14 protein-coding genes and 3 CRISPR repeat arrays are annotated in these 23,389 nt (G+C 71.2%); of the genes, 3 read left to right on the top strand and 11 right to left on the bottom strand.

Features of this window, described 5'->3' with window-relative positions:
- Positions 1-37 precede the first annotated feature (37 nt).
- From ACIF8T_RS39185 to ACIF8T_RS39175, 3 genes are read right to left on the bottom strand one after another with little or no spacing between them, the layout of a single operon-like run.
- A complete protein-coding gene (locus tag ACIF8T_RS39185) occupies positions 38-388 on the bottom strand; it encodes a hypothetical protein (RefSeq protein WP_400042106.1) in 351 nt (116 codons plus the stop codon).
- On the bottom strand, positions 385-1,722 hold the full coding sequence (locus ACIF8T_RS39180) for a hypothetical protein (RefSeq protein ID WP_400042105.1): 1,338 nt from the start codon (positions 1,720-1,722) through the stop codon (positions 385-387). The genes ACIF8T_RS39185 and ACIF8T_RS39180 overlap by 4 nt, the downstream gene beginning before the upstream one ends.
- Before the next feature lie 5 nt (positions 1,723-1,727).
- Positions 1,728-2,120 carry a hypothetical protein gene (locus ACIF8T_RS39175; RefSeq protein ID WP_400042103.1) on the bottom strand — a complete coding sequence of 131 codons (393 nt, stop codon included), beginning with the start codon at positions 2,118-2,120 and terminating at the stop codon, positions 1,728-1,730.
- Between the two features lie 454 nt (positions 2,121-2,574).
- Between ACIF8T_RS39175 and ACIF8T_RS39170 the strand changes: the two genes are divergently transcribed.
- Positions 2,575-3,069, top strand: a complete 495-nt coding sequence (locus ACIF8T_RS39170; protein ID WP_400042101.1) for a lamin tail domain-containing protein — start codon at positions 2,575-2,577, stop codon at positions 3,067-3,069.
- Between the two features lie 812 nt (positions 3,070-3,881).
- On the opposite strand, the gene ACIF8T_RS39165 is transcribed toward ACIF8T_RS39170, so the two are convergent.
- Genes ACIF8T_RS39165 through ACIF8T_RS39145 form a run of 5 tightly spaced genes read right to left on the bottom strand, consistent with a single transcriptional unit; the run spans position 3,882 to position 8,917 of the window.
- Positions 3,882-4,592: a type I-E CRISPR-associated protein Cas6/Cse3/CasE gene (locus ACIF8T_RS39165; protein ID WP_400042099.1), complete on the bottom strand. Its 711-nt coding sequence runs from the start codon at positions 4,590-4,592 to the stop codon at positions 3,882-3,884.
- Positions 4,589-5,449: a type I-E CRISPR-associated protein Cas5/CasD gene (gene cas5e, locus ACIF8T_RS39160; RefSeq protein ID WP_400042097.1), complete on the bottom strand. Its 861-nt coding sequence runs from the start codon at positions 5,447-5,449 to the stop codon at positions 4,589-4,591. The genes ACIF8T_RS39165 and cas5e overlap by 4 nt, the downstream gene beginning before the upstream one ends.
- Positions 5,446-6,804 (bottom strand): type I-E CRISPR-associated protein Cas7/Cse4/CasC, encoded by a 1,359-nt coding sequence (locus ACIF8T_RS39155; protein WP_400042095.1) that lies wholly within the window; start codon positions 6,802-6,804, stop codon positions 5,446-5,448. The genes cas5e and ACIF8T_RS39155 overlap by 4 nt, the downstream gene beginning before the upstream one ends.
- The gene (gene casB, locus ACIF8T_RS39150; protein WP_400042093.1) at positions 6,801-7,397 is read right to left on the bottom strand and encodes a type I-E CRISPR-associated protein Cse2/CasB; all 597 of its coding nucleotides are present in this window, start codon (positions 7,395-7,397) and stop codon (positions 6,801-6,803) included. The genes ACIF8T_RS39155 and casB overlap by 4 nt, the downstream gene beginning before the upstream one ends.
- Positions 7,394-8,917, bottom strand: a complete 1,524-nt coding sequence (locus ACIF8T_RS39145; protein WP_400042091.1) for a type I-E CRISPR-associated protein Cse1/CasA — start codon at positions 8,915-8,917, stop codon at positions 7,394-7,396. Before ACIF8T_RS39145 ends, casB begins: the two co-directional genes overlap by 4 nt.
- 85 nt (positions 8,918-9,002) lie before the next feature.
- Between ACIF8T_RS39145 and cas3 the strand changes: the two genes are divergently transcribed.
- On the top strand, positions 9,003-11,951 hold the full coding sequence (gene cas3, locus ACIF8T_RS39140; protein ID WP_400042090.1) for a CRISPR-associated helicase Cas3': 2,949 nt from the start codon (positions 9,003-9,005) through the stop codon (positions 11,949-11,951).
- 146 nt (positions 11,952-12,097) lie between these two features.
- A CRISPR array of direct repeats spans positions 12,098-13,469; the repeat unit is 29 nt; unit sequence CTGCTCCCCGCACCCGCGGGGATGGTCCC.
- Positions 13,470-13,805: 336 nt separating this feature from the next.
- Here the strand turns inward: cas3 and ACIF8T_RS39135 are convergent.
- The 3 genes from ACIF8T_RS39135 to ACIF8T_RS39125 all read right to left on the bottom strand — a co-directional run bounded on the left by ACIF8T_RS39135 (position 13,806) and on the right by ACIF8T_RS39125 (position 17,564).
- Complete coding sequence (locus tag ACIF8T_RS39135; protein WP_400042089.1) at positions 13,806-13,973, bottom strand: hypothetical protein; 168 nt, start codon at positions 13,971-13,973, stop codon at positions 13,806-13,808.
- A gap of 770 nt (positions 13,974-14,743) precedes the next feature.
- Complete coding sequence (locus tag ACIF8T_RS39130; protein ID WP_400042087.1) at positions 14,744-15,349, bottom strand: hypothetical protein; 606 nt, start codon at positions 15,347-15,349, stop codon at positions 14,744-14,746.
- Between the two features lie 1,906 nt (positions 15,350-17,255).
- On the bottom strand, positions 17,256-17,564 hold the full coding sequence (locus tag ACIF8T_RS39125) for a hypothetical protein (protein WP_400042085.1): 309 nt from the start codon (positions 17,562-17,564) through the stop codon (positions 17,256-17,258).
- Between the two features lie 920 nt (positions 17,565-18,484).
- Here ACIF8T_RS39125 and ACIF8T_RS39120 point away from each other — a divergent pair.
- The gene (locus ACIF8T_RS39120) at positions 18,485-18,931 is read left to right on the top strand and encodes a DUF6283 family protein (protein WP_400042083.1); all 447 of its coding nucleotides are present in this window, start codon (positions 18,485-18,487) and stop codon (positions 18,929-18,931) included.
- A 772-nt stretch (positions 18,932-19,703) separates the two neighbouring features.
- A CRISPR array of direct repeats spans positions 19,704-20,582; the repeat unit is 29 nt; unit sequence CTGCTCCCCGCGCCTGCGGGGATGGCCCC.
- 239 nt (positions 20,583-20,821) lie between these two features.
- A CRISPR array of direct repeats spans positions 20,822-23,218; the repeat unit is 29 nt; unit sequence CTGCTCCCCGCGCGTGCGGGGATGGTCCC.
- Positions 23,219-23,389: the final 171 nt, after the last annotated feature.

Raw genomic sequence — 23,389 nt, 5'->3', positions numbered from 1 at the left:
TTTCACCCAGCTACCCAATGCTGCGAGCACCGTGTGGTCAGAGCTGGGGTGCGAACACGGTGAGCCGCAACAGCGCGGCGAGGGCCAGTACCGCGGGAATGGCGTACCACCATCGGCGCAGCCATTCGGCCTTGGCGAAGACCCATGTCAGCGAGGCCAGCACCACGCAGAAGGCCAGGCCCATACCGGCAGCCACCTTGGAGTTGGTGACGGCCTGCTGGTCCCAAGGCCCGTCCGGCTCAACCATGTACGCGGTGAGCACGACATAAGCGGTCACCACGGATCCCAGAAAGAGGACCACAGCGCACACGCCGGTGCCAAGCCGGCTGGATGCACTGCGCGGCCGGCTCTCGTGCGTTTCGGTCGTCGTACCCGCGCCCGAGTTCACCTCAGCGCCTCCTTCGCGTCGTCCAGCCCTTGGTCGAAGCCCTGACCGTACGCCTGGGCTTGTGGATCTTCGTAGTAAGGACCGCCGTTGTAGCGGGCGGCCAGCTCCTGCATCTGCGCGCGGGTCATCTGCTCGGGCGGTACGTCTGCGAAACGGCTCTCCGCTTTGAGCTGGGAGAGGTACTCCGAGGCGATGAAAATGTTCGTGGCCGGATCTTTGATCGCGTCAACGACGACATCGCGTTGCATGTCGGTGAGGTGCTGCGGGTCGTAGCCGAGTACCTCGGCGGCCCGGCGGACCTGGATGGACAGGGGGCCCATCGAGGTCCGGTCGGGGTCCTCGCCTCCGGGAATGATCTTCCGTCCTTCATAGGCCGCGTCGTCGAGCCAGCCGGGGTCGCCCTCGACTTCCTTCCAGGCGATGCCGGCGACCATTTCGGGCGGCAGGCCCGCCTCCTGTGCAGCGGCCTTGATGATCTCCTTGTTGGCGGAGATGTACTCGCGGCGGCCGTCGTCGGAGTTGGACCACATCCAGTAGTTGTTGCCCTCCCCCTTGGGGAGCCCGTCGATACGGGTCTGGATCCGTGAGAGCGTCTCGTTGACCACGACGTTCCCGCCCATCGTGGGAATCGCGTCCACCTTCGGGCCCGCGCCTGGCAGCTGAGCGTAGGGGTTGTCTCTCGCCTGCCGCGCTTCGGCCTGCAGCGGCCCCAGGTTCTTGAGGAACTGTTCCGGGTCGGTGATGGGGCTTTGGAAGTCAGGCAGCAGGCTGTAGGCGGCCTCGATGTCGGCGATGCACGTCTGGCGTGCCTCGGATTCCACCCGCAGGGCATCGCCGTAGTGGTCCTTGGTCTGGTGGTAGTAGCGCTCGGCGTCCTCACGGATCGCGTCGAGGTCGACGCTCAGCTCCGCGAACCAGTCCAGGACACCAGTGGACGCCCGCAGGTCCTCCCACTGCCGCAACGGCTCCGCGGCACGTGCCGTCGGAGTGATCGCGGACGCTTCCCTAGACATGACCTCGGCCAGCTTGCTCTCGGTGTGCTTGCCGCTGCTGTAGTGGCTCTTGGCCGTGGTGACGGCATCCGCGTAGGAGGTGAGGGCGTTCGCCACCATGCGGAAGGCGTCCGACAAGGCGTCGGTGAGGTCCTTGGCCTCACCCAGCCGCCGGACATACAGGTCGCGTGCTTCGCTCTGCCAGTCCACTTTGCTGGCCTTGCGGAAGGCGTCATCTGTGGTCCCGATCAGTTTGTGCAGGCGGGAGAACTCTGCGGCGCTACGGCCGATAAGCGCCGGGTTGGCGTCCTCGAGGAACTCCACATCCTTGCGGTAGGCCACAGCGCTCACCGATCCCCGGCTTGCGTGTAGCGACCCGAGGTCAGGACGGAGTTCAACTGCCTGCGCACCGCGTCGTCGTACTGGACGTAGGCGTTGTTCGAGTCCTTGAGCGTGCTGGACAGCGCCGCCAGCAGCACGACTGCGTCGGTGTACTGGTCCTTGGCGTAGCGAGCGAACGTTCCGACGATCGAGCCCACGTCAGGATGAGATCGGGGAGCCCGGCACATCGTTGCGTTCTCACCGTCCATCCGCCCCTCGTACAAAACCCCGGCGATCTCAAGCAGCAGGTGCGCACTGCCGTCGATAGAGCCGGCACTGACCGAAAAGCCCTCTCCCCGTCCGCCTCCGCCAGCGGAAGAGCCTCCGCCTCCGACAGCCGGCAGCTGGTTCAGCTGCATGCGTGCCGCCTGCTCCTGCCGGGCAACCGCACCAGCTTTGAGCTGGGCCCATTCCTCTTCCCACGACACCGTAACCGTCCCCCGTCAAACCATCAGACCCCGTCAGCGCACGCGCTGCACCGCGCCAAGTCTGCCACGCACGCACCGAAGATGATCACACTCGAAACCCGCGCCCGGACGACGACCTGCAGCCGCACAGCTCCACCAGGAGCGCTGCAACGACGTCCACTACCCACCTTCTTGAGCACTTGGCGCTCGCGCCCCCGACCCTCCCAAACATCCGGTGGAGGCGGTCCCTCACGGAGACACTTCCCCAGCCGGGCCGACGACCATAGGACGACACAGCACCGGCACCACTCGAACGGGTGAAGCATCGTTCGCCGTGCAACCAACGGCTCCCGTCACCTGTCATCCACAGGCAACACCACTCGTTCAACTACGACGGAGCACTCCCTTGCGCAAGCACCTCGTCACCGCCGCAGCTGCCGCAGCCGGCACCCTGGCCGTCCTGTCCGCCGTTCCTGCACACGCCGCCGAGTACAGCTCGGCACTGAAGATCCGCGGAGTCCAGTACGACGCACCGGGCCGGGACTCCAACAGCTGCTCGACGGGCAACACCGACGAGGAGTACCTGACGGTGAAGAACTACTCGTCCTCGGCGACGATCAACCTCAAGGGCTACATCGTCAAGGACGCCGCCGGCAACCGGTTCACCTTCACCGCCAACCACTACCTGCAGCCCGGCGACTATGTGAAGCTGCGCGGCGGCCACGGCACCGACTCCGACAGCTCCAACGTCGTCTACCGCGACAACTGCAACTTCCTGTGGAACAACGACCAGGACACCATCTACCTCTACAAGCCCTCCGGCAGCCGCGCCGACGTCCACTCCTACACCAAGCGCGACAACGACCGCGACGGCAACGGCTACATCAGCTTCCACAGCTAAAGCCATCCGCCTCGGTGCCAGCCCGCCCGAGCGGGCGCGAGGAGCAGCACTGGTCGATGATGCTGCCGCCGGCGAGACCGAGACCAACCCCGCGGATGCGGGGAGCAGTTGGGGCGGTCCGCGACTCCTGAAGTGCCCGCGGGACCATCCCCGCGGGTGCGGGGAGCAGTCACGCTGGCGGCACAGCCCCAGCTGGACTCCGGGACCATCCCCGCGGGCGCGGGGAGCAGACCGTGTTGCCCGTGATGCTGATGTTCCGGCCGGGACCATCCCCGCGGGTACGGGGAGCAGGCCGACAGCCGCTGGAGGCGCTGCTGCAGGTTGGGACCATCCCCGCACGTGCGGGGAGCAGAGTGGATCGCCGCCGGCGGCACACCGTAGATCGGGACCATCCCCGCACGCGCGGGGAGCAGCATCAGACCGGGCGTCTCCATCTCCCCGGCAAGGGACCATCCCCGCGGGCGCGGGGAGCAGTACTTCGTCGAGTGCACCTCGACCACTCCCGTGGGACCATCCCCGCGGGTGCGGGGAGCAGGCGGAGGGGGTCGGCGACCGACTGACGGCCGCGGGACCATCCTCGCGGGCGCGGGGAGCAGCTGCGGTGTCTCGACGGGCTGTACCTCCGCGAGGGACCATCCCCGCGGGCGCGGGGAGCAGGCGAGCTGTCCCCGCATGCGATCGAGCATGGTGATGGTGATGGTCCCTGCCTGCGCGGGGAATCGGTCGATGTCTTCGTGTGCATCTGGCCGATCTCCGCTGGAGGCGCGGAGAGTATGCCCGGCCGGAACCAGGGGATCCGGCCGGTGGGGATGTTACTTGCGTACGAGGACGAGGCCAACTCCGTAGGAGCGAGCTTTGCCCAGGCCCTCGGTGAGGGTGTGGACGAAGGTGACTGGGTCGGTGACAGTGAGCTGTCCCCGGACTTCGGCTCGGACGACCTTCAGTCCCTTCTTCGCGGTGGAGATGAGTGGCGGCAGCATTGTAGTGGTGATGCGGGCGGGGTCGGCGTCGGCTCCGATCCGCTTGATGCCTGACGGCCCGATGGAGGGCTCGCCTTCGGGCTGAAGCCGCTGCATGAACCATTCGGCTGCGTGGTGGGGGGACATGCTGGCCGTGCGTCGGCCGCGTTGGCCTTTCTTTGGTCCGGCGGTGGGCATGACGGCCCGGATGGGATTGATGAACGCGCGGAAGGTGTAGGTGTCGCCGGCCTTGATGGGCTGGTCGACTTTGATCAGGTGGGGGGCTTGTAGGAGCGCGGCGCGCGGGACAGGAGTCCAGTCGGGGGTGACACGGGCCTGGGTGATGAGGGTAAGGGTCTGAGTGCGCAGGTTGACCGTCCAGGCGGAGAGTAGGCCCATCTGGGAGCGGGCGTCGTCTTCGCCTTCGGGTACCCAGCCCCGGTGGCCGCTCATGATGAGGCGGTGCATGTCGTGGACGTCGTTCATGGCGCGGATGACGTCGGGATGGTGGGCGTCGAGGGTGAGGACACTTTGGGTGGCGACGAAGCGCGTGGGTGTGCTCACGGGGTGGGCGTCCATTCGATGCTCGAGGTCGGCGTGATGCGGGTGCGGGTTTCCCAGCGGGTGGCGTGGGTGCGGTGGTCGGGGTGGAAGGTGACGGGCTGGTCGTCGGTGGGGACGGCGCGGGGAGTGCCGGGGGGCGCGTCGATCCAGGCCCAGGGGCGTTGGGTGGTGGCTTCGGGGAGGAGGGGGGCGTGGGTGAGGACGTGTTCGATGGTGCCGGGGTGGACGCCGCCGGAGAGGTCGCCGGTGGGTGGGCAGGATTTGCGGCCGAGCCAGAGGAGCCGGCAGGGGTGTTCGAGGTGGTGGGAGATGGCGTCCAGGAGGGTGGTGTCGTGGTGTTCGACGGCGGCGACGAACGCCGCGTCGGCGAGGTACCAGCGTTCGCTGACGGCGGGGTTGCGCAGGACGGCTTTGGCTGCGGTGATGAGGTGGCCGGAGTCGGGGTCGGGTTCGATGTACTTGGGGGCTCCGTACCAGCCGTCGATGAGGTGGTGGCCGAAGTGGGGGCCGGTGGCGTCTTCCAGTGAGGTTGCTTTGGCGGCGCGGCGGTGGTCGGTGACGAGGTCGCGGGGGCGCAGGGGGTAGGGGCCTCCGCCCGCTACGTGGAAGTCGCGGTAGGGGGTGCCGGGACGGTCGGCGCGGACGCCGAAGCGGAGTTCGGTGAGTTGGCCGAGGGGGTCTTCGCGGTCGTAGCCGAGGGCGGCGGCGATAAGGCCGATGACCGCTGATTTGGTGGGCCGCATGTGGGTGGAGCGGCGTTCGAATGCGCCGGAGGTGCCCCAGGCTTGGAGGGGGGCTGCGAGGCGGATGAGAAGCGTGGCCGCTTCCCTGCTTGCGCGGGGAGTGGTGGTGTTCATGCGGTGAGTTGCTCCAGGGTCGTGACTTCGGCGGCGGGGAGAGTGCCGTCGGCAGTGAGCTGGTCGATGAGTTCTTGGATGTCGAGGTCGTAGGTGAGGAGACGGCCGGGGGTGGCGTCGGTGCGCTTGGTGGTGACGAGGCGGTGGTGGTCGAGGAGCCTTTTGGCACCGGCGAGGGCGGCGGGCCCGTCGGAGGTCTCATCGATGTGGCGCTGGAAGGCGGCGGCGTAGTAGTAGGGGCGGGCGCCTTCGTGGGCTAGGACGAGATTGGGGAGGGTGCCGGTGGATGCGGTGGAGTTGGTCTTGGCGCGGGGGACAGCGTCCACGAATGCCTGGATGAATTCGGCTTCGGCGGCTTGGGCTGCGGTCTCGGCTTCGTCGGTGGTCATGCCGGCGGCTCGAAGGTTGACGCGGAGCTTGTACCGGTCGAGGGCGGCATGGCGGTAGAAGGTGCCGGAGATGAGTGACTGATAGCCGGTCATGCCTGCGCCGGCGTTGTCGGCTGCGTCAAGGAAGTCGAGAGCGTTCTCGCGGCGTTCGAGCTTGGCGTCATCGGCGGCGGCGTAGAAATCGTCAATGTGTTCGGCTGGGGCGATGGTGAAAGCCCAGGAGTGCTGGGCGGCGCCGTCTACGGTGCGCAGCTCGGCGATTTCGGCGAGGAAGCGGCCGAAGATGGTGATGTCGATGGCGTCGCGGGGGGCGAAGGCGGTGAGGATGCCGGTGCGGAGTTCCTTGGGCAGCGGCGGTACCTTGACCTCCTCTTCCTTGCTGTCCTTGGCGGTGGGCTCGGCCGGCGCTTCGGCGTCGGGAGTGGCGGCCTTCTTCCGGGCGTTCTTCTTGGCGTTTTTCTTGGCTTCTTCCTTCGCTGCGGCTTCTGTCTTGGCGGCCGTGTATTCGGTCAGCCATGTGTTGAAAGCGTCGGCGTGGGTGTTGAGGTGTTCGGCGATTCGGTCACCGGAGTCCTCGGGTGCGTAGAAGAGCACCTTGGTGAGGTAGGTGGTGGAATCTTTTTCGCCGAATTTCAGGCCGAGTCCTTCGAGTGCGGCTTTGGCGGCGTAGATGGCCTGGTCGGGATCCCAGTTGTGGTTTTTCACCAGGGCGTCTCGGGTGAACAGGGCCCATTCGCGGGTGCGCCTGCCGCTGCTGTAGGAGGCAAGGGGGCCTTCGCCCTGGTTGGCGCGGTGGCGGGAGTGGGTGCGTTCGGCGCGGCGGCGGGCCTGGGCGGAGATGGCGGTGCGTTCGGCGCCGCCGTAGACGAATGCTTTGGGCTGGCCGTTCTCGTCGCGGACGGGGAGGGCTGCGGCGAAGGTCTCCAGGGCGTGCAGGGACAGGTATTGGGGCTGGCTGGTGGTCACTTGGCGGCTCCGTTCGTGCGGGTGGCGGTGCGGTGGCGGGTGTAGAAGTCGTCACCCCATGCTTGAGCTGTGGGGCGTCCTCGTTCGGTCCACTGGGTGAGGTCGGTGATGAGTTGGGCCCAGGAGGGAGGTGTGGTCTCGCCGGCGCGGATGCGTTCAATGGCGTGCTGGAGGTGGCGCCAGGGGATCTGGCGGGCCGGGAGGATGCGCATCATGAGGCGTTCAGCGCCGGGATTGGAGGGGCCTCGGGCTCCGTCGTAGCCGATGAAGCGGATCGCGGTGCCCATGCTGCCGTAACCGTAGTGGGGCTTGGTTCTGCCTGCGTGGTAGCGGGCGAAGAGGAAGCCGACCTGCCGGTACAGGGCCCGGTGTTCTTCGGTGGGGGCATAAGCGCGGGCTTCGTAGTGCGTGGGGCTGTCGGCGGTCGCCGGGCGGCGCAGGTCGGCAAGCTTGCCGTACTGGTGGGTGTGGACGAGGCTGCCCAGCCAGGCCACGTACTGGAGCGGTGCGGCTGTGGGGCCGGCGGCCGGGGGTGTCTGTTGCGCGTCGGGTGGAGGGCTGGGTTGCGGGATGTCGAAGAGAGGCTGGGTCATGCGGGCTGCTCCTTTCGCAGGTACGTGGGGGCCTTGCGGGGGTTGTCGAGGATGTCTGCGAGCTTTTCGCGGGCTTCGGTGGAGGCTTTGTGGCCCTGGCTACTGGGGGGCAGGGAGCGGAGCCGGTTGGTGAGGAAGCGTTCGGCGTTCGCGCGGACCTCTGTGGCGTAGGTGGTGAGGGCCTCGGGCACGGGGGTGCCTTCGGCGGTCTCGTCCAGGAGTTCGTGGAAGAGGGGTTCGGTTGCGGCGAAGTGTTCGCCGGCGGCTTTGAAGCGGGCCAGCTGGTTTTGCTTGTCGGCCGGTTTGGGGTTCGGGTAGGCGATCCTCCAGGCGGCGTAGGCGGCGTCGTCCAGGGCTGTGGCGACGTACTCGGCGATGGAGCAGCCTTCTTCGGATGCCTGGCGCAGGGCGGTCTCGCGTCCGGGGATGTAAGGGAAGGCGTCGTTGACCCAGGCGATGAGCTTGCCGGGCCTGGCGAGCAGGCCGATGGTCCACAGGGTGACGCGGTGGCCTTCGGGCAGTGTGGCGAGACGCCCGTAGAGGTCCATGCCCTTTTCCCGGCGTGTGGTGGCCGCGTACAGGGAGTGGGCTTCTCGCCATAGGGCTCGCGCGGCGGATGCCTTGAGGGGGGTGCCTTTTTCCATCACGGCGTCCTGGAGGGCGCTAGTGTGGGTGAGGTCCACGATGTCGCCGGCGCCCATGAGGACGCGGTCGACGCCCCAGCTGCCGTCGGGGAGCCGGGCGGGGTGGGTGAGGATGGACCGGCCCAGAATGCTGTGCAGGTCGGCCGGGCCATCGGGGAGACGGGCGGCGGGCTTGGCGGTGAAGGAGCGGCGCGGTCGGTCGGTCCAGGTGTAGTTGAAGCTGCCGGGGTCGCCGTCGTGGGGGTGCAGGTTCAGCCGGAGGGTGTCGCCGAGGGTTCGGCCAAGCGCGGTGACGTGAACCCGTTGCCCGGCCCGGCACATGGCCTGGTTGTTGAGGGCGGCGCCGAGGAGGTTGCCGGGGATCATGCCCCGGCCGCCGTTGCCGCAGACGTGCTGGGTGATGACGGCCGTGAATGCGTCGGCCGCGGTGAGGGGCTCGCCGTGGTGGAGGTGGTGCCGGTCGAAGAGCTGCACGTAGTCGCCGACGTGGTGCATGACGATCTGCGAGGTGCCGACGCCATGTTGGCTCATGAACGGGGCCAGCAGCGCGTTCTGGAACAGCGGCCGCTCTGGGTGGAAGAAGTTCCATTGCTCGTCGGGCTGCTGCCTGAGCCAGTCGGCGACGTCGGTGAACGGCCGGCGGCTGGTGACCCAGGTCCGCCACTCGTTGCTGGTCTCCGGGTAGACGTCGGCCGCGTACGAGACGGCCTTGAGCAGCTCCAGCATGGCGAGGGTCTCACCGGGGTGGCGTCCGGCCACGCCTTGGTGGTCGTCGGCTCTTTCGAAGGCCTCGATGAGGCCGAGGCGGGCGGACAGACCGGCCGTTGTCAGTGCCGGAAGGCAAGGTTGGGTGCGGGGATCCCAGTATGGAACCACGTCACCTCCTTCGGATGTATCTCATCGTGGGCATCGTTGACTGATGTGGTGAGGTGGCCAACGACGCTAGCAGCGCAGGGAGTTGATGGTGAGCCGTTTTGAACAGTTACTCCGAGCCGTGGTATTGGCGTGGGGCAAGACCGACCAGAGCGGTGACAGTGCCCGACGCGGCGGGCCGGCGTGGACGCCGTTGCTCGCTCACCTCCTGGACGTCGCCGCTACGGCGGGCGTCCTGTGGGACCGGCACCTTCCCCCGCACATCCGCCGACGGCTCACCGAAGCATTCGGTGCAGGGAACGAGGCGACCGCCCGACAGGTGGTGATGCTGCTGGCAGCCCTCCACGATCTCGGGAAGGCCTCCGACTGCTTTCTCGGGCAGTGGCAGCACGGCCGGGGAAACCTCCAGTCGAAACTGCTGGCGAAGGCGTGGGAGGAACAAGCCCGTACGGCAGGTCTGCCTCTCGGTGACGACTTGGCCCACGCCTTCTATGCCCGGCACGAACACGTCACCGCCGTAGTACTGCCGCGGCTACTGGGCTGCCCATGTCCGGAATGCGGCGGCACCGGCGAGCGGCATGAAGGGCTGCACGATGCCGGGGTGCTCCTGGGCGGCCATCACGGGCACATCCCGAACCCGGAGACCGTCGAGCGGGCCCGGGGAGCCGCGCCGGCCGCACAATGGGGGGACATACACGCAGCGATCGTGCAGACAGTGGCTGACGCGGTCGGACTCGACCTCGGCACCGTGGCGCAAGTGGTCGACCCGGTACGGCCGTCGGCGCGGGTCGCATTCCTGTACCTGGTGTACCTGGCGGACTGGGTCGCCTCCGACACGGAGTTCTTCCGCTTCCGCGTCCACACCGCGCCGGTCACCAACTGGTGGCAGGCCGCGCTCCAGGAGGCCGACCAGGCCGTTCGGGCCCGGCGGCTCGCCCGCTGGCAGGCACGGCCCATGACATGGGCCGAGATGTGGCCCGACACCCCGCTGCCGCGCACGTTCCAGGCCGACGGCATGCAGCTCGCCCCGGCCGAGGGACAAGCCATGATCGTCGTGGAGTCGGACACCGGCTCCGGCAAGACGAGGCTGGCGCTGTGGATGGCCCACCACCTGGCACGCACGTGCGGATACAGCGGCCTGTACATGGCGCTGCCCACGAGAGCGGCCGGCAACCAGGTCGCCAAGGAGCTGCGGAAGTTCCTGCACGCCGTGCTGGCGCCGGGTGAAGTACGGGACATGGCGCTCGTGCACGGCACGGCACAGGCTACAGATCTCGTGCACCAGTTGGTCGACGCGCACCAGGCGCACGGAGATGCGCTGACCGACCTGTCCAGTGCGGTGGAGGCGGCCACCTGCACCGACAGCAGCGGCCTGGCAGTGCTGGACCCGTGGTACCTGCGGCGCTGCCTGGCTCTGGTAGCCGGGTTCGGAGTCGGCACCGTCGACCAGATCGCTCTCGCACCGCAAGGCTCACGGCACTGGGCACTGCGACTGGGAGCACTGATGTGCAAGGTCGTCATCATCGACGAGGCGCACGCCTACGAGCTCTTCCAGCAGAACCTGCTGAGCGCCGCAGTGGAGTGGCTGGCAGAAGGCGGCGCATCGCTGGTCGTACTGTCGGCGACCCTCCCCCGCAGCATCCGGGACGAGCTGACGACCGCCTGGCGGCGAGGCCTCGGAGTAACCGGCGACGACGACACGAGCCAAGGGCCGATCACCGTGGTCGACCATCATGGCCGGCTCCGCCGCGGCGGCTCCCTCCCCGAGAATCCCGAAACGCCGAAGCTGCTGACCGACATCCAACTGAGGAAGGACTCAGGCGACAGGAACCTTGTCGCCGAGCTCCTGGACCGGGCCCGCAACGGCGGATGCGTCGTGGTCCGCAGCACACGGGTCGACCCGTGCCGCTCCCGCTACCGCGAAGCGCTCCAGCTCGCCCGCGCAAGCGGCTGGCAACCGGAGGAGATCCTCATCCTGCACGGGATGCTGCTCCCCCGCCACCGACTGCTGCTGGAAACCCGGCTTGCCGACATCCTCGGACCCAGCCCCGAAGGAAAGCGCAACCCCAACCGCCCCAAGCGGCTCCTGGTGTTCGCGACAGGAGTGATCGAACAATCCCTGGACCTGGACTTCGATCATGGCGTCACCGACCTGTGCCCCATCGACGTGGCCCTGCAGTTCCGCGGCCGCATCCACCGGCACACCGCCAACAACCCCCACCGGCCGTCCTGGTGCCGGACGGCAAGCCTCACCATGCTCTGGCAACCCGGCCCGGACGGCCTGCCGATCGTGGAACCCCCTGACTTCGACGCCGGACGACCGACCGGCACCTACGACGGCCTCGTCTACGCCCCATACGTCCTGGCGGCCAGCTGGCACATCCTCACTCAACGCCGTGACCGTGACGGTACGGTGCGGCTCGAAACCCCGCGTGACTCCGCGTGGGCCTTGGAAAGCGTCTACGGCGACCCCATCCAGGCCCCGGGGGCGGTGCAAGGGCTTCTCGACCGCACCCGCGCCGCCTACCTGGACACGCTCGCCGACGAGGCGCACCAGGCCGAAGCCCGCATCTTCCGCCCCTACACGCGCCGGCGGCGGACCCCTGTGGCCACGTACGACCTTGCGTCTGGATACGACCAGGGTGATGGCGACAGCGGAGGTGTGACAGGGATCGCGGCTGTGTCCCGCCTCGGGGAGGAGTCAGTCGACTGTCTGATCCTGTACCAGCAGTCGGATGGCACGATCACCTACGACCACGAGGGCCTACTGAAAGCCGACCTGGGCCAGCGTTCCCCCGGCCGGGATGTGATCGCCTACCGACGCCAGCAGAAAGACTTCCTCGCCAACACCCTCGCCATCCCCGCACGCTGGTTCAACGGCCGACGCAGCCTTCCCCCAACCACTGACTGGCCCAAGTACCCCCAGCCCGCTCTGAGGAACAAGCACGTCATCCTCGTGGCTCCGGACAGCACGTGCCTCAGCGGCCCTGTGGGCAGGCTCCGCTACGACCACACCACCGGAATTGAGCGCATGTAACCATCCTCTCCCTATGATGGTTTCACTGCCCCGGTAAGTTCGGGGACAGTCCCTCGTCAAGGTCGAGGAAGGCGTGCCTGTCCTCCCGTTCCCTGCGTCCGCGGGGATGGTCCCACCCCCGGCGTTCAGCAGCACACCGGCCTGGCCTGCTCCCCGCACCGGCAGGGATGACCCCTTCGAGCGCGGCGTCCTCACATTTCGCGCCGGTCGTTCCCCGCGCCCGCAGGGATGGTCCCGCCGGGGTGGCTTTGCCGATGTCGTGCACACCCTGCTCCCCGCACCCGCGGGGATGGTCCCTACACGGTCTCGCTCGGCGGGGTGCTGCCGGTCTGCTCCCCGCACCAGCGGGGATGGTCCCAACGTCATGGCCCGCTTCACCGCCCAGTGCCCCTGCTCCCCGCACCCGCGGGGATGGTCCCCTCATGCACAAGAACCCGATCCAGTTCGATCCCTGCTCCCCGCACCTGCGGGGATGGTCCCGTTCCCGACTGCCGGCCCGAGTGGGGGCCGTGCTGCTCCCCGCACCCGCGGGGATGGTCCCGTCCCCTACGTGCGCTCCGACATGGGGGTGTCCTGCTCCCCGCACCCGCGGGGACGGTCCCGCCGACCGGGTAGCGGGACGCCTCGGTGGGCTCTGCTCCCCGCACTCGCGGGGATGACCCCTTGGACAGGTCGAGCGTGATGGTCTTGTTCATCTGCTCCCCGTACCCGCGGGGTTGGTCCCCCGAGGCCCCCTCGGTCGTTGGACCGGGCATGCTGCTCCCCGCACCCGCGGGGATGGTCCCCCGGTGCTGGGGTCGGATCCGTCCTTGTAGAACTGCTCCCCGCACCCGCGGGGATGGTCCCGTCATCAGCACCAACAGCAGCGCCGACGTCAGCTGCTCCCCGCGCCCGCGGGGATGGTCCCGTCAGCGACATCGAGCAGGACGCGTCCGGCTGCTGCTCCCCGCACCCGCGGGGATGGTCCCGCGCCGAACGCAGCGTCGCTTGACCGCAGGTCCTGCTCCCCGCACCCGCGGGGATGGTCCCGTCTTCAACGACCTGAAGTGCTGGTGTGCGTTCTGCTCCCCGCGCCCGCGGGGATGGTCCCATGGTGTCGTCCTTCGGCTTCGTGCCGATGGCCTGCTCCCCGCACCCGCGGGGATGGTCCCGCCGGCTCGCCGGACGGGTCTTCCGTCCCGTCCTGCTCCCCGCACCCGCGGGGATGGTCCCCGCAGCCGTACCCGGTTCCCGGTGCTGCCCGTCTGCTCCCCGCACCCGCGGGGATGGTCCCTGCGCCAGGCCCTGGACGTTGACGGAACCATCCTGCTCCCCGCACCCGCGGGGATGGTCCCGGCGGCGGCAGCGAGCCGTTCAAATGGATGGGCTACTCCCCGCACCCGCGGGGATGGTCTCGACCCCTTCTACGCCATGGGCGTCGCCGACGTCTGCTCCCCCGCACCCGCGGGGATGGTCCCGCTGCGCGGATCGCGCGCCGGCCCTCCCCGTGCTGCTCCCCGCGCGTGCGGGGATGGTCCCAGTTCGTGGCACGCGGCGACGTCGCTGGCAGACAACTGCGGCGTCGGGGCCGCCCACGCGCCCACCGGGTCGGCGAAGATGCTGGCCCCCAGTGCAACTCCCGCCGCCAGCACACTGCGTCGCTCCATACCCAGTCCCTTCCCCTGAACGCCGACGGGCAGCCACGCGCCTCGTCATAACGCTACGGCCGGGCGTGCCGGCCGCGGCAGAGCGCACGACGTCGGCCGTGCGCGTCCCCGTCACCGGCCCGTGCCGAGGCGTGCCGCGGGCCAGCTGGTGTCACTCAGGCAAGGTCCCGGGCGGCACCAATCTCGCCGCCGTCGGGCGGCGCCGGGGCTACCTCTCATCGACGCGGTGCAGGACGACTTCGACAGCGCGCGGCAGATAGCCGGTGCCGCAGTCCGTGGCGACGGTCGCGCCGGCCAGGTCCTGCAGTTGCTCGTGGGTGATCACCGGCCAGGGCGGGCTCTGTGGCCGGTAGCGGTCGGCGCCGACGGACACCATGCGCCGAAAGCGGGTCTCCTACGGACTCCTGCGCCAGAGCTGTCGCCCCATCCACACCGGTGGCTGGTCCTGGTCGGGGCAGTGCCGTTCCCACACCGCGCCCGCGAACCTCCCTGCCCCGTTCATCAGGCTCATGCCCTCCGCGCCAGCGATCTGGGGCACCACCGCAACCGGGGGTGCGCCCTCCGCGGTGAACAGAACAGCTGCAGCCGGAAGGTCGCCGACACTCCGGGGGCGGTGAACATGTGGTCGTCCACGCTGAGCCAGTGCGAAGCCGACAGGGCGCATAGCTCGTCTGGGCCGTGGGGACGCGGTGCCGGTTCGAGGGCCGGGCCGGCGTGCAGGTCGTCGGTCACCCTCCGATCATTCCCGACTCCGACCCGGTGGTGCCCGGGCCCGGTCGGCCAGCCGCCGCGGTCGTCTGGGCGAGGTCCACCTCGCCTGCTTCGACCAGGACCTGGCGCAGTTGCTCCGTCTCAGCGGGGCGCTCGGTCTCGGGCAGTGCGGCGGCGGTGTGGAGCAGGGCCCGGGCGTGGCGGCGGATGTCGGCGTCGTACAGGGGGCTGGGGACGGGTCGGGTGAGCAGGTGTGCGGCCAGGAGCAGGGCATCGGGGCTGCGCGGGTGGGCGGCGGCGCGTTCGGCGACCTTGTCGGCCTGGTCCTGCGCGGGGGTGTGTTCGGCGCTGCGCCGGGCCAGGGGAAGCCACGCCTCGTCCGGGAGGGCGGAGAAGATGAAGTAGCCGGCGGCGGCGAGCGTGCCGGGCGGCAGGTCAGCTTGAAGCGCTGCCGTCCACCGTGCGCGCGACGTCCTCGGGGACGCCCGCTGCCGGGTTCTGTGCGGCGTCGCCCGTGCGAGGGCGGCCCCGTGAGGAAACGACGAGGGGCGCGAGCAGGTGGGAGACGCCGTCGGTTCCGTCCGGGCCGACGGCCAGCTCACGCCAGACGTCCACGGGGTCGCCGAGCAGGTCATGCTGGCCGTCCAGCAGGAGTGCGAACGCGACGCGGCCAGCCGCGCCGTACGCGTTCACGCGCACGGGGGCCAGGAGTTGGCTGCGGTCCAGGGCGGCGAGCAGCAGCGGATCGGGGCCGCCCCAGTGCAGCCATGCGGCGGCCGGGGAGGGGCGTTGGGGGTCGAGGGCGTACAGCTCGGGGTGAGCGGCGGTGAAGGCGGTGGCGCGGCGGTGCAGGAGCGGCAGGTGCGCGCCGATCACGGCGGCGACCGCCTCGTCGCTGCCTCGAGCGGTCAGGATGTCGGCGACCAGGCGGAGGACGTCGTCGGGCATCGCGCCGTCCTTGGTGGCGTGGCCGGCGGCGTAGTCGAGGAGGCAGTCCAGCGCGCGCACCGCCGGGTGGGTGTCCAGCAGGCCTGCGGGCAACTCCTCCTTGTCGCCGGCCGGGCCGGCAGCGCGGGGAGCGGGCGTTGCCGGGGCGTCTGCGGTCGGCGGCGGGGGCGGGGCGGGTGAGGGGCTCGGCGAGGGCGTGCAGGTGGTCGAGGACGGCTGGCAGGGCACCGCCGAGGCCGGTACCGGTGCGCCACACGAAGCACAGCAGAGCCGGCCATGCCCGGCCGGCGAACTCCGCCGCATCGGGGATGTGTGGGTCGGCGGGGGCGGGCAGGGGGCGGCTGAGGGTGAGCGCGGCGAGGGCTGTCTCGGTCGGGCCGGCGGGGAAGGCGTCGGGGTGGCGCGCAGCGCTCGCGGCGGCGAGGTAGAACGCGGCGAGTTCCGGCCGGGCTAGGGTGTCGAGCACGGCGGGGACGTCGGTGGTCCAGGCGGCAGGGTCGGCCGCTATGAGGCGCTGCAGCACGGTCGTGTAGCCGCCCGCGCCTGCGTCCGGGGCGGCGGCGAGGGCGGCGGCGGCCGCGAGCGGGCCGGCTGCGGCGGTCAGCTCCCGCAGGTCTTCCAGGGCGACGTTGGTGTGATGGCGCGATCGCGGGCGGGCGGCGGTCCGCGGGTCGGGCGGGCCGGCTGGCCTGCGCCGGCGCAGCGCGGCCAGCAGCGGGGCAGGCAGGACTGGCGACCACGCCCACACCCGCACCCAGGAGGCGAGCGGCTCGTCCGGCGGCCAGCCTCCTCCAAGCCGACGGCCGGCAGAACCTGGTCGATCTCCTCGACGGCGGGAGCCGGGCCGAGTGCCGCGCGGGCCCGCTGATGCAGGCCGGCGGCCCGCTCGGGCGGGCAGGCGTCCAGCACGCGGGCGGCCAGCCGGGCGCCTTCCGGGGTCGGCCGGCCAGCCAGCAGCCGCACGGTGGCCTCGACTGCCTGGTCCCACCACTCCCCCGCGTCCGCGGCGTCGGTGTCGGCGGCGGGTGTGCGGGCGGCGAGGTGGCCGGCGAGCACCCGGTCGTGCAGATGCTGATCCGCGGCCAGGCCCGCGTCCGCTCGGCGAACGGGATGCCGGCCGCGGCGTCCGCCGTGGCGAGATCGAGGACCGCGCGGGCCAGGAGCGGGCCCATGTCGAGGACCGGGCCCAGAAAGACCCTCTCGTCCAGGACGCGGACCTCGTCCAGGTCGACGAACGCGTGCCAGAACTGCCGGGCGGACGCCTCGATGTCGCGGCGCAGCAGGCCCGCCAGCGCGTTGCGGGCCGGGCGGGCCCAGCGGAACGGCCCGCCGCTGGCGGGGTGGACGGTCAGCACCAGATCCCGCAGCAGGCCGATGACGTCGTGGTCGGGCAGGTGGGCGGCCCACTCCCGGCGGAGGACCTCGGTCAGCTCGGGGAGCGGCTCGCGGCCAGCGTGCGCGCTGGTGGGCGGCGTGGTAGGCCAGGAAGCCGGCGTGCCCGAGGTCGACGGTGTCCTTCAGCAGCGCCTCGACGACCAGGAGCCAGTCCCCGTCGCGCGCGGGCACCGGGAGGGTGCCCGCCCAGCCGGCCACGAGCCGGCGCTCCAGGCTCGCCTCCTCGGCAGGTATCCCGGCAGGGGGCCGGATGGTGACGTGCGGGAGCAGCCGCCGGATATCGGCCGGGGTGAGGACGCCGGCATCGGCCAGGCGCAGCAGCGCGCCCAGCACCAACGGGCCGGCGGCGAGCTGGACGGCGTGGTCGGCCAGCCACGGCCGGGCGGTGGCGGGAGATGCGGTGGCGAGGTGCTCGAGGAACGGGCCGGCCGGCCAGATGCCGGCCCTTTCGTCGGCCGCGAGCAGGTGCGGGGCGTGCTCGTGAAGGAGCGGGAGCCGGGTGGCGGCCGGGCCGGAGCGGAAGAAGAACGCGGTGGTGCGCGGGTCCGCCCAGCCGGCCAGCTCCCGCGCCTCCGCCTCGCCCGGCTCCCTCAGGGCGGCCAGCTCAAGGACCCGCGCGGCCAGGCAGCAGCATCAGCAACTCCTGGGCCGCGGCCAGGAGCTTGCGGTAGAGGGCGGCGGCGCGGGCCGGGTCGGCAACGCCGCCGTGCAGGGTGCCCGACGTCTTGCCGTACAGCTCGGGCCACACACCCAGGGCCTCCTCCTCGATGGCGCCGAGCTTGACTCCCATCAGGCGCTCGGCGATCCCCGCGGCCCGGGCCCGGTGGTAGCCGCCCGGCCGCTTCAGCTGTCCGCGCAGGACGTCGGCCGCCTGACGCAGCCGGAGTTGTTCCTCAGCGCTGGCGCCGTTCATGCCCGCACCGCCGGCGGAGGGCTGCGGCACAGCCGCGGGTTGCGGGGACCCGGCGGCCGGGGTTCGGCCGCCAGCACCGCTCTCCCCCGCCGGCACCGGGCGGTAAGGGGCGGCGGACTCGTCGTCCGGCGTCGCGGCCGGAACCCCGGACGGGCCGGGGCCGGGGCGGGCGTCGATCGCGTCGAGCAGGGCGGCGGCCGCGTCCTTCAGACCCACCGTTTCCGAGGGCTTGGCAGACTCAGCAGCGCATCGGCCGCGCCGCGCAGACACGACTCCGCGACCTCGGCCGGCCGCCGGAGAAAACCGCCGGTCAGAATCCGGCGCGCGTCCTGCAGAAGGCCCAGCGCACGCAACCCCGCCTCGCCCTGCGCGGTCAGCGCCGCGGCCAGGACCTCGTCGACCGCCGGCAGTTCGTCCCCGCCGGCCGCATCGTCTCGTCGCTCACCGGTGCACCGTAGAGCCGGCGGGCCGGCCCACGGGCCAGAACCAGGCAGCCCGGCCCAGCGGAAGGGCGACGGAAGGCCAACCTGGGACCGGGTGGCGGACGGGCTCGAAGGGGCGTTGCTCGCACTGAACCGCCGGCCCGGCGCCGGCGCGAGGGCCGGGGCCGCCCCGGGCAGGCCGGCAGCAGGCCGAACGTCTCGGGGCGCAGGGCGTTACGTTGTCACGTCCGGCACCCGGAAGGCCAGAAGTACGCGTTTCCCCACTTCAGAGCGTGTTCTCGGGGAGCATGACACCGAGCGTGGCGCCCTCGGGGGCCGGCCGGCCCCCGGGATCCGTGCGACACGGGCGCTCCGGGGACGCGGTTCGGCGTGGCCGCTGTATGCCAAGCTGGTCGGCGCGCGCCCGGTCACATGCCGAGTCCGGCCGCACCGGTCGTTGGGATAATCGAGCGCCGAGCGAGCAGGGCGGAGGGATCGGTGGAGGAGACCTGTAAGGCCAGCGCGGCCCGGGAGGGCAGCGGGACTGCGGTGTGGCATCTGACGCCGGGCGCCGAGCACGAGTACCGCGACTGGCCGTGCACGCGGTGTCCGTGGCGTACGGACGCCGACCTCACCGCGTTCTCGGAGCAGGACATGGACATGCTGCGGCGGGCCGACGGGAGGCCGGGAGCGGAGGCGCCGGTCGGCGCTCCCGTGGTCGCCTGCCACCTCGACCAGCCGGGCACGGCCCACGCCTACCGCTGGTGTGCGGGCTGGCTCGCCACGGTGGGCGAGTACCACCTCGCGATCCGGCTGGCGCTGGCCTTCGACATCCTGCCCGGCCACGCAGTGACACCGCGCGCCAACTGGCCGGGCCTGTATGCCAGCTTGGATGCCCTCCTGGCAACCCGTGCCGAGCAACTGGGGCTGCCCGCACGCGACTGACCGTGCGGCCGGAACTCGCCCGCAGGGACGGCTCGGCATTCACCAGGCGGAAGAGCCCGGCCCTCACCCCGCGTATCCGCGAATGCACAGGCCGACTGGGGCCACCACGGATTGCTGGGCAGTGCCCGCGAGTGCAGCGGGACCGTCGCAGGCCGTGAGCGAGGGCTCCGCGTGCTCGGCGCCTGCTCCCGCCGGTGACGTGCCGCCCGTCGACAGCGGCGCCACCTGGGCGCCGTCTCCCCCGGGCGAAAGGGCCGGCCGGTGTCCGGGCGGTCCACATCGCCGGCGCCGGGCACGGGCGGCCGGGTGGGAGCGCCGCGGTCAGGAGCAGGGCGCGGGCGTGCGGGAGGACGGCGTGTGGTCCTCGCTCGTCTGCGGGGCGAGCGGGTCCCGGTCGCCGCCCGCGGGGATGCTCTCACCGACCCGGGCGCGCTCGGGGACTGGGTCCGCTGCTCCCCGCACCCGCGGGGATGGTCCCACTCGCGACGACCTCGGTCGGCCGATCGAGCGCCCCTCCGCGCCGGTGGGGATGGCCCCGACAGGCCGATGGAGGTGGAGACGCCGATCGGTTGCTCCCCGCACCCGCGGGGCTTGCTGCCCCGCGCCTTCTAAGCTGCCCTGGGTTGTCTTGAATCGGACCGGGCGTAGGCAGGGGGTACATGGTCCTGCCATCACCAATTTCCCAAGAATCCGAGTATTGAGCAGAATGCCGGAGTCAGTGAAAGTGCTGGAAAACGTGCTGTCCTCGCGGGAAACTCGCAGGTGAAGCAGGCTGCTCCCCGCGCCTGCGGGGATGGCCCCAGGGTTCTCTCCGTACTCCTCGGCGCGGATGTCTGCTCCCCGCGCCTGCGGGGATGGCCCCCATCCCCGGCATCGCCAGGAACCCGGCCTCCTCTGCTCCCCGCGCCTGCGGGGATGGCCCCGACAAGGGCATGGTGAAGGCGCCCATTGAGGTCTGCTCCCCGCGCCTGCGGGGATGGCCCCGCAGCCTTGAGCGGCCGTCTGAGGGCCGTTCGCTGCTCCCCGCGCCTGCGGGGATGGCCCTGTGCGCCCTGCTCCAGACCGGGCCCGTCCTGCTGCTCCCCGCGCCTGCGGGGATGGCCCCGGAAGCTGGGCAGGCCCGCCGGCCTCAAGGCCCTGCTCCCCGCGCCTGCGGGGATGGCCCCACGACCTCGGCCTCGTGCGACAGCACGAGGTCCTGCTCCCCGCGCCTGCGGGGATGGCCCCCCGGGCTTGACCTCGGTGACGAACCGGCGGTTCTGCTCCCCGCGCCTGCGGGGATGGCCCCGAGCCGTCCGGCACATCGCCCGACGAACCGATCTGCTCCCCGCGCCTGCGGGGATGGCCCCAGTCATCGGGTTCTCCCTGGTTGAGTGCCTTGCTGCTCCCCGCGCCTGCGGGGATGGCCCCGGCCCGGCTCTCCGCCCGCGCCTCCGCCGCCCCTGCTCCCCGCGCCTGCGGGGATAGTCCCCACCAACGACCCGCGCATCCGCCACCTGACTCCTGCTCCCCGCGCGTGCGGGGATGGCCCCGGCGGCGGCGAGGTGCAGCTGACGGTCGGCTGCTCCCCGCGCGTGCGGGGATGGCCCCGGCGGCGGCCTGGTGTACGACGGCGGGACCCTCTGCTCCCCACACCCGCGAGGATGGTGCCTGTGGGCCGCCCCGCCCCGCACCTTCCGGAACCTGCACCCCCACGCTCGCGAGGGCTTGCCGACCAGCACCTTCTGGACTGCCCTTGGGATTTTTCGTCGGGACTGGGCGTAGGTAGTGCACGACCCTGGAATCGCCCATTCTTGAAGAATGTGAAGGTTGAGTAGAATGCTGGCGTCAGTGAAAATACTGGAAAACGCGCCGCCCCCACGGGAAACTCCCAGGTGATGCAGTCTGCTCCCCGCGCCTGCGGGGATGGTCCCGCCGTCGTCCTCGCGGTGCTCGGCCTGCTGACCTGCTCCCCGCGCCTGCGGGGTTGGTCCCCCTGCCGCATCCGTCGCAACGAGCGTCACGGACTGCTCCCCGCGCCTGCGGGGATGGTCCCGGCCCGTAGGACAGCTGGGCGTCTCGGCTCATCTGCTCCCCGCGCCTGCGGGGATGGTCCCGCGGTGGCGCTGCTCGGCCAGTACGCCACGCCCTGCTCCCCGCGCCCGCGGGGATGGTCCGACCGGCAAGGAAGCACGCGTGCGCCAACCGGGCTGCTCCCCGCGTCCGCGGGGATGGTCCCGAGCCGGCGGCCGCACCGACGAACCCGCCCGCCTGCTCCCCGAACCCGCGAGGATGGTCCCTCGGCCGCCTTGCTGGGGTCGAGCGCGACCGACTGCTCCCCGCACCCGCGGGGATGGTCCTGGATACGACACCCACAGTCTGAAGGCGATCGGCTGCTCCCCGCGCGTGCGGGGATGGTCCCTCCTCGCGCGCCATGGCGTACGCAGCGAACCCCTGCTCCCCGCGCGTGCGGGGATGGTCCCTCCTCGTACAGGGCCGCGTCCCGCTCCTTCAGCTGCTCCCCGCGCGTGCGGGGATGGTCCCGAGTCGCCGACGACTTGTAGTCGATCAGCCACCTGCTCCCCGCGCGTGCGGGGATGGTCCCCCCTCGCAGGCTCCCGGCCCGCGTTCGTCCACCTGCTCCCCGCGCGTGCGGGGATGGTCCCCGGTCCACCGCGACGGGGGACATCCTGGTCCACTGCTCCCCGCGCGTGCGGGGATGGTCCCTCCGTCTCCGGGTCGGTCTCGTTGCGCTGGATCTGCTCCCCGCGCGTGCGGGGATGGTCCCCAGCTGCTCTCCACCGCCTACCTCCAGGGCTACTGCTCCCCGCGCGTGCGGGGATGGTCCCGGGGCGAGCTGCTCCGCGGTCGCGTCCCGACCCTGCTCCCCGCGCGTGCGGGGATGGTCCCTTCCGCATCGGGTCGTCGTCGTCGGGGACCTGCTCCCCGCGCGTGCGGGGATGGTCCCGTCATCTCGCGGTCGTACTGGCCGGCGTGGAGCTGCTCCCCGCGCGTGCGGGGATGGTCCCTCCGGGCCGCCGCCGAGGCGGAGCTGGCCCCGCTGCTCCCCGCGCGTGCGGGGATGGTCCCCGGATCCCAGAGTTCGGGCCTTAGCTCGGATGCTGCTCCCCGCGCGTGCGGGGATGGTCCCGACTCGCACCTTCGGCAGTACATGCCGACCGGCTGCTCCCCGCGCCCGCGGGGATGGCCCCTTCTCCGCCGCGGTGACGAGGGCGTTGCCCGACTGCTCCCCGCGCGTGCGGGGATGGTCCCAACGGCACGTTGTTACCCGATGCCACGGACGGCTGCTTCCCGCGCGTGCGGGGATGGTCCCCCGGTCAAGGTCCGGTACCTGGACGACACCGCCTGCTCCCCACGCGTGCGGGGATGGTCCCCTTCCGGAAGTCCAAGGCCAAGGCTGGGGTGCCTGCTCCCCGCGCGTGCGGGGATGATCCCTCAACAGCGAGAACCTCCCGGCCTCTGCCTGACTGCTCCCCGTGCGTGCGGGGATGATCCCAGGTGGTCGGGCGCCTGGCGGGTGTCGAGGTTCTGCTCCCCGCGCGTGCGGGGATGATGCCCCGATCAAGGTCCGGTACCTGGACGACACCGCCTGCTCCCCGCGCGTGCGGGGATGATCCCTCGGTGAACGAGGCCTCGCCGCCGTTCGTGGCCTGCTCCCCGCGTCCGCAGGGATGGTCCCGCCGCATGACCGACCGCATCCGACTGGACGACCTGCTTCCCGCGCCCGCGGGGATGGTCCCGCCTCCGTGAGGCCGCACTGCAGGCCGGCGTCCTACTCCCCGCGTCCGCGGGGATGGCCCCAGCACCAGCCTGAAGTCACACTTCAGCGTCGGCTGCTCCCCGCACCCGCGGGGATAGTCCCGCGTCCTTCATCTCCTTCCCGGAGAGCTTGATCTGCTCCCCGCACCCGCGGGGATGGTCCCCGAGCCCTCGCCGAAGGAGACGGCGGGGGTTCCTGCTCCCCGCGTCCGCGGGGATGGCCCCTACGGCGCCGGCGCCCAGAAGGTCGCCGACATCTGCTCCTCGTACCCGCGGGGATGGTTCCGGCCGGCGGCTGGAAACCCTAGTCGCCCTACTCTGCTCCCCGCGCGTGCGGGGATGGTCCGAACGACGGCTCGACGCGGGACGTGGACGTGCCCTGCTCCCCGCGCCTGCGGGGATGGTCCCGGGCCAGACCAGATGGTCGGGGTCTTCAGCATCTGCTCACCCGCGCCTGCGGGGATGGTTCCACGGGGTGCCGGACGCGGCCGTTTTCGATGACCTGCTCCCCGCGCCTGCGGGGATGGTCCCGCGTGGATGGCCCCCGCCGAGTTCGACCGGATCTGCTCCCGTTATCTTTTTCGCGGTCCTGCAAGAGGGCCGTTGGCCTCCGGGCCCGGCATGGCTGTTGCCCCCTGTCGATGGGATGACCTGGGGGGTGGTGTCACCGGGTCCGAGGGGTGCCGTCGGAGACGCTGA

This window comes from Streptomyces sp. NPDC085946, assembly GCF_044540485.1.
GTDB lineage: Bacteria > Actinomycetota > Actinomycetes > Streptomycetales > Streptomycetaceae > Streptomyces.
The sequence above is the reverse complement of the archived record's forward strand: the minus strand, read 5'-3'. Positions and strand labels throughout refer to the sequence as shown.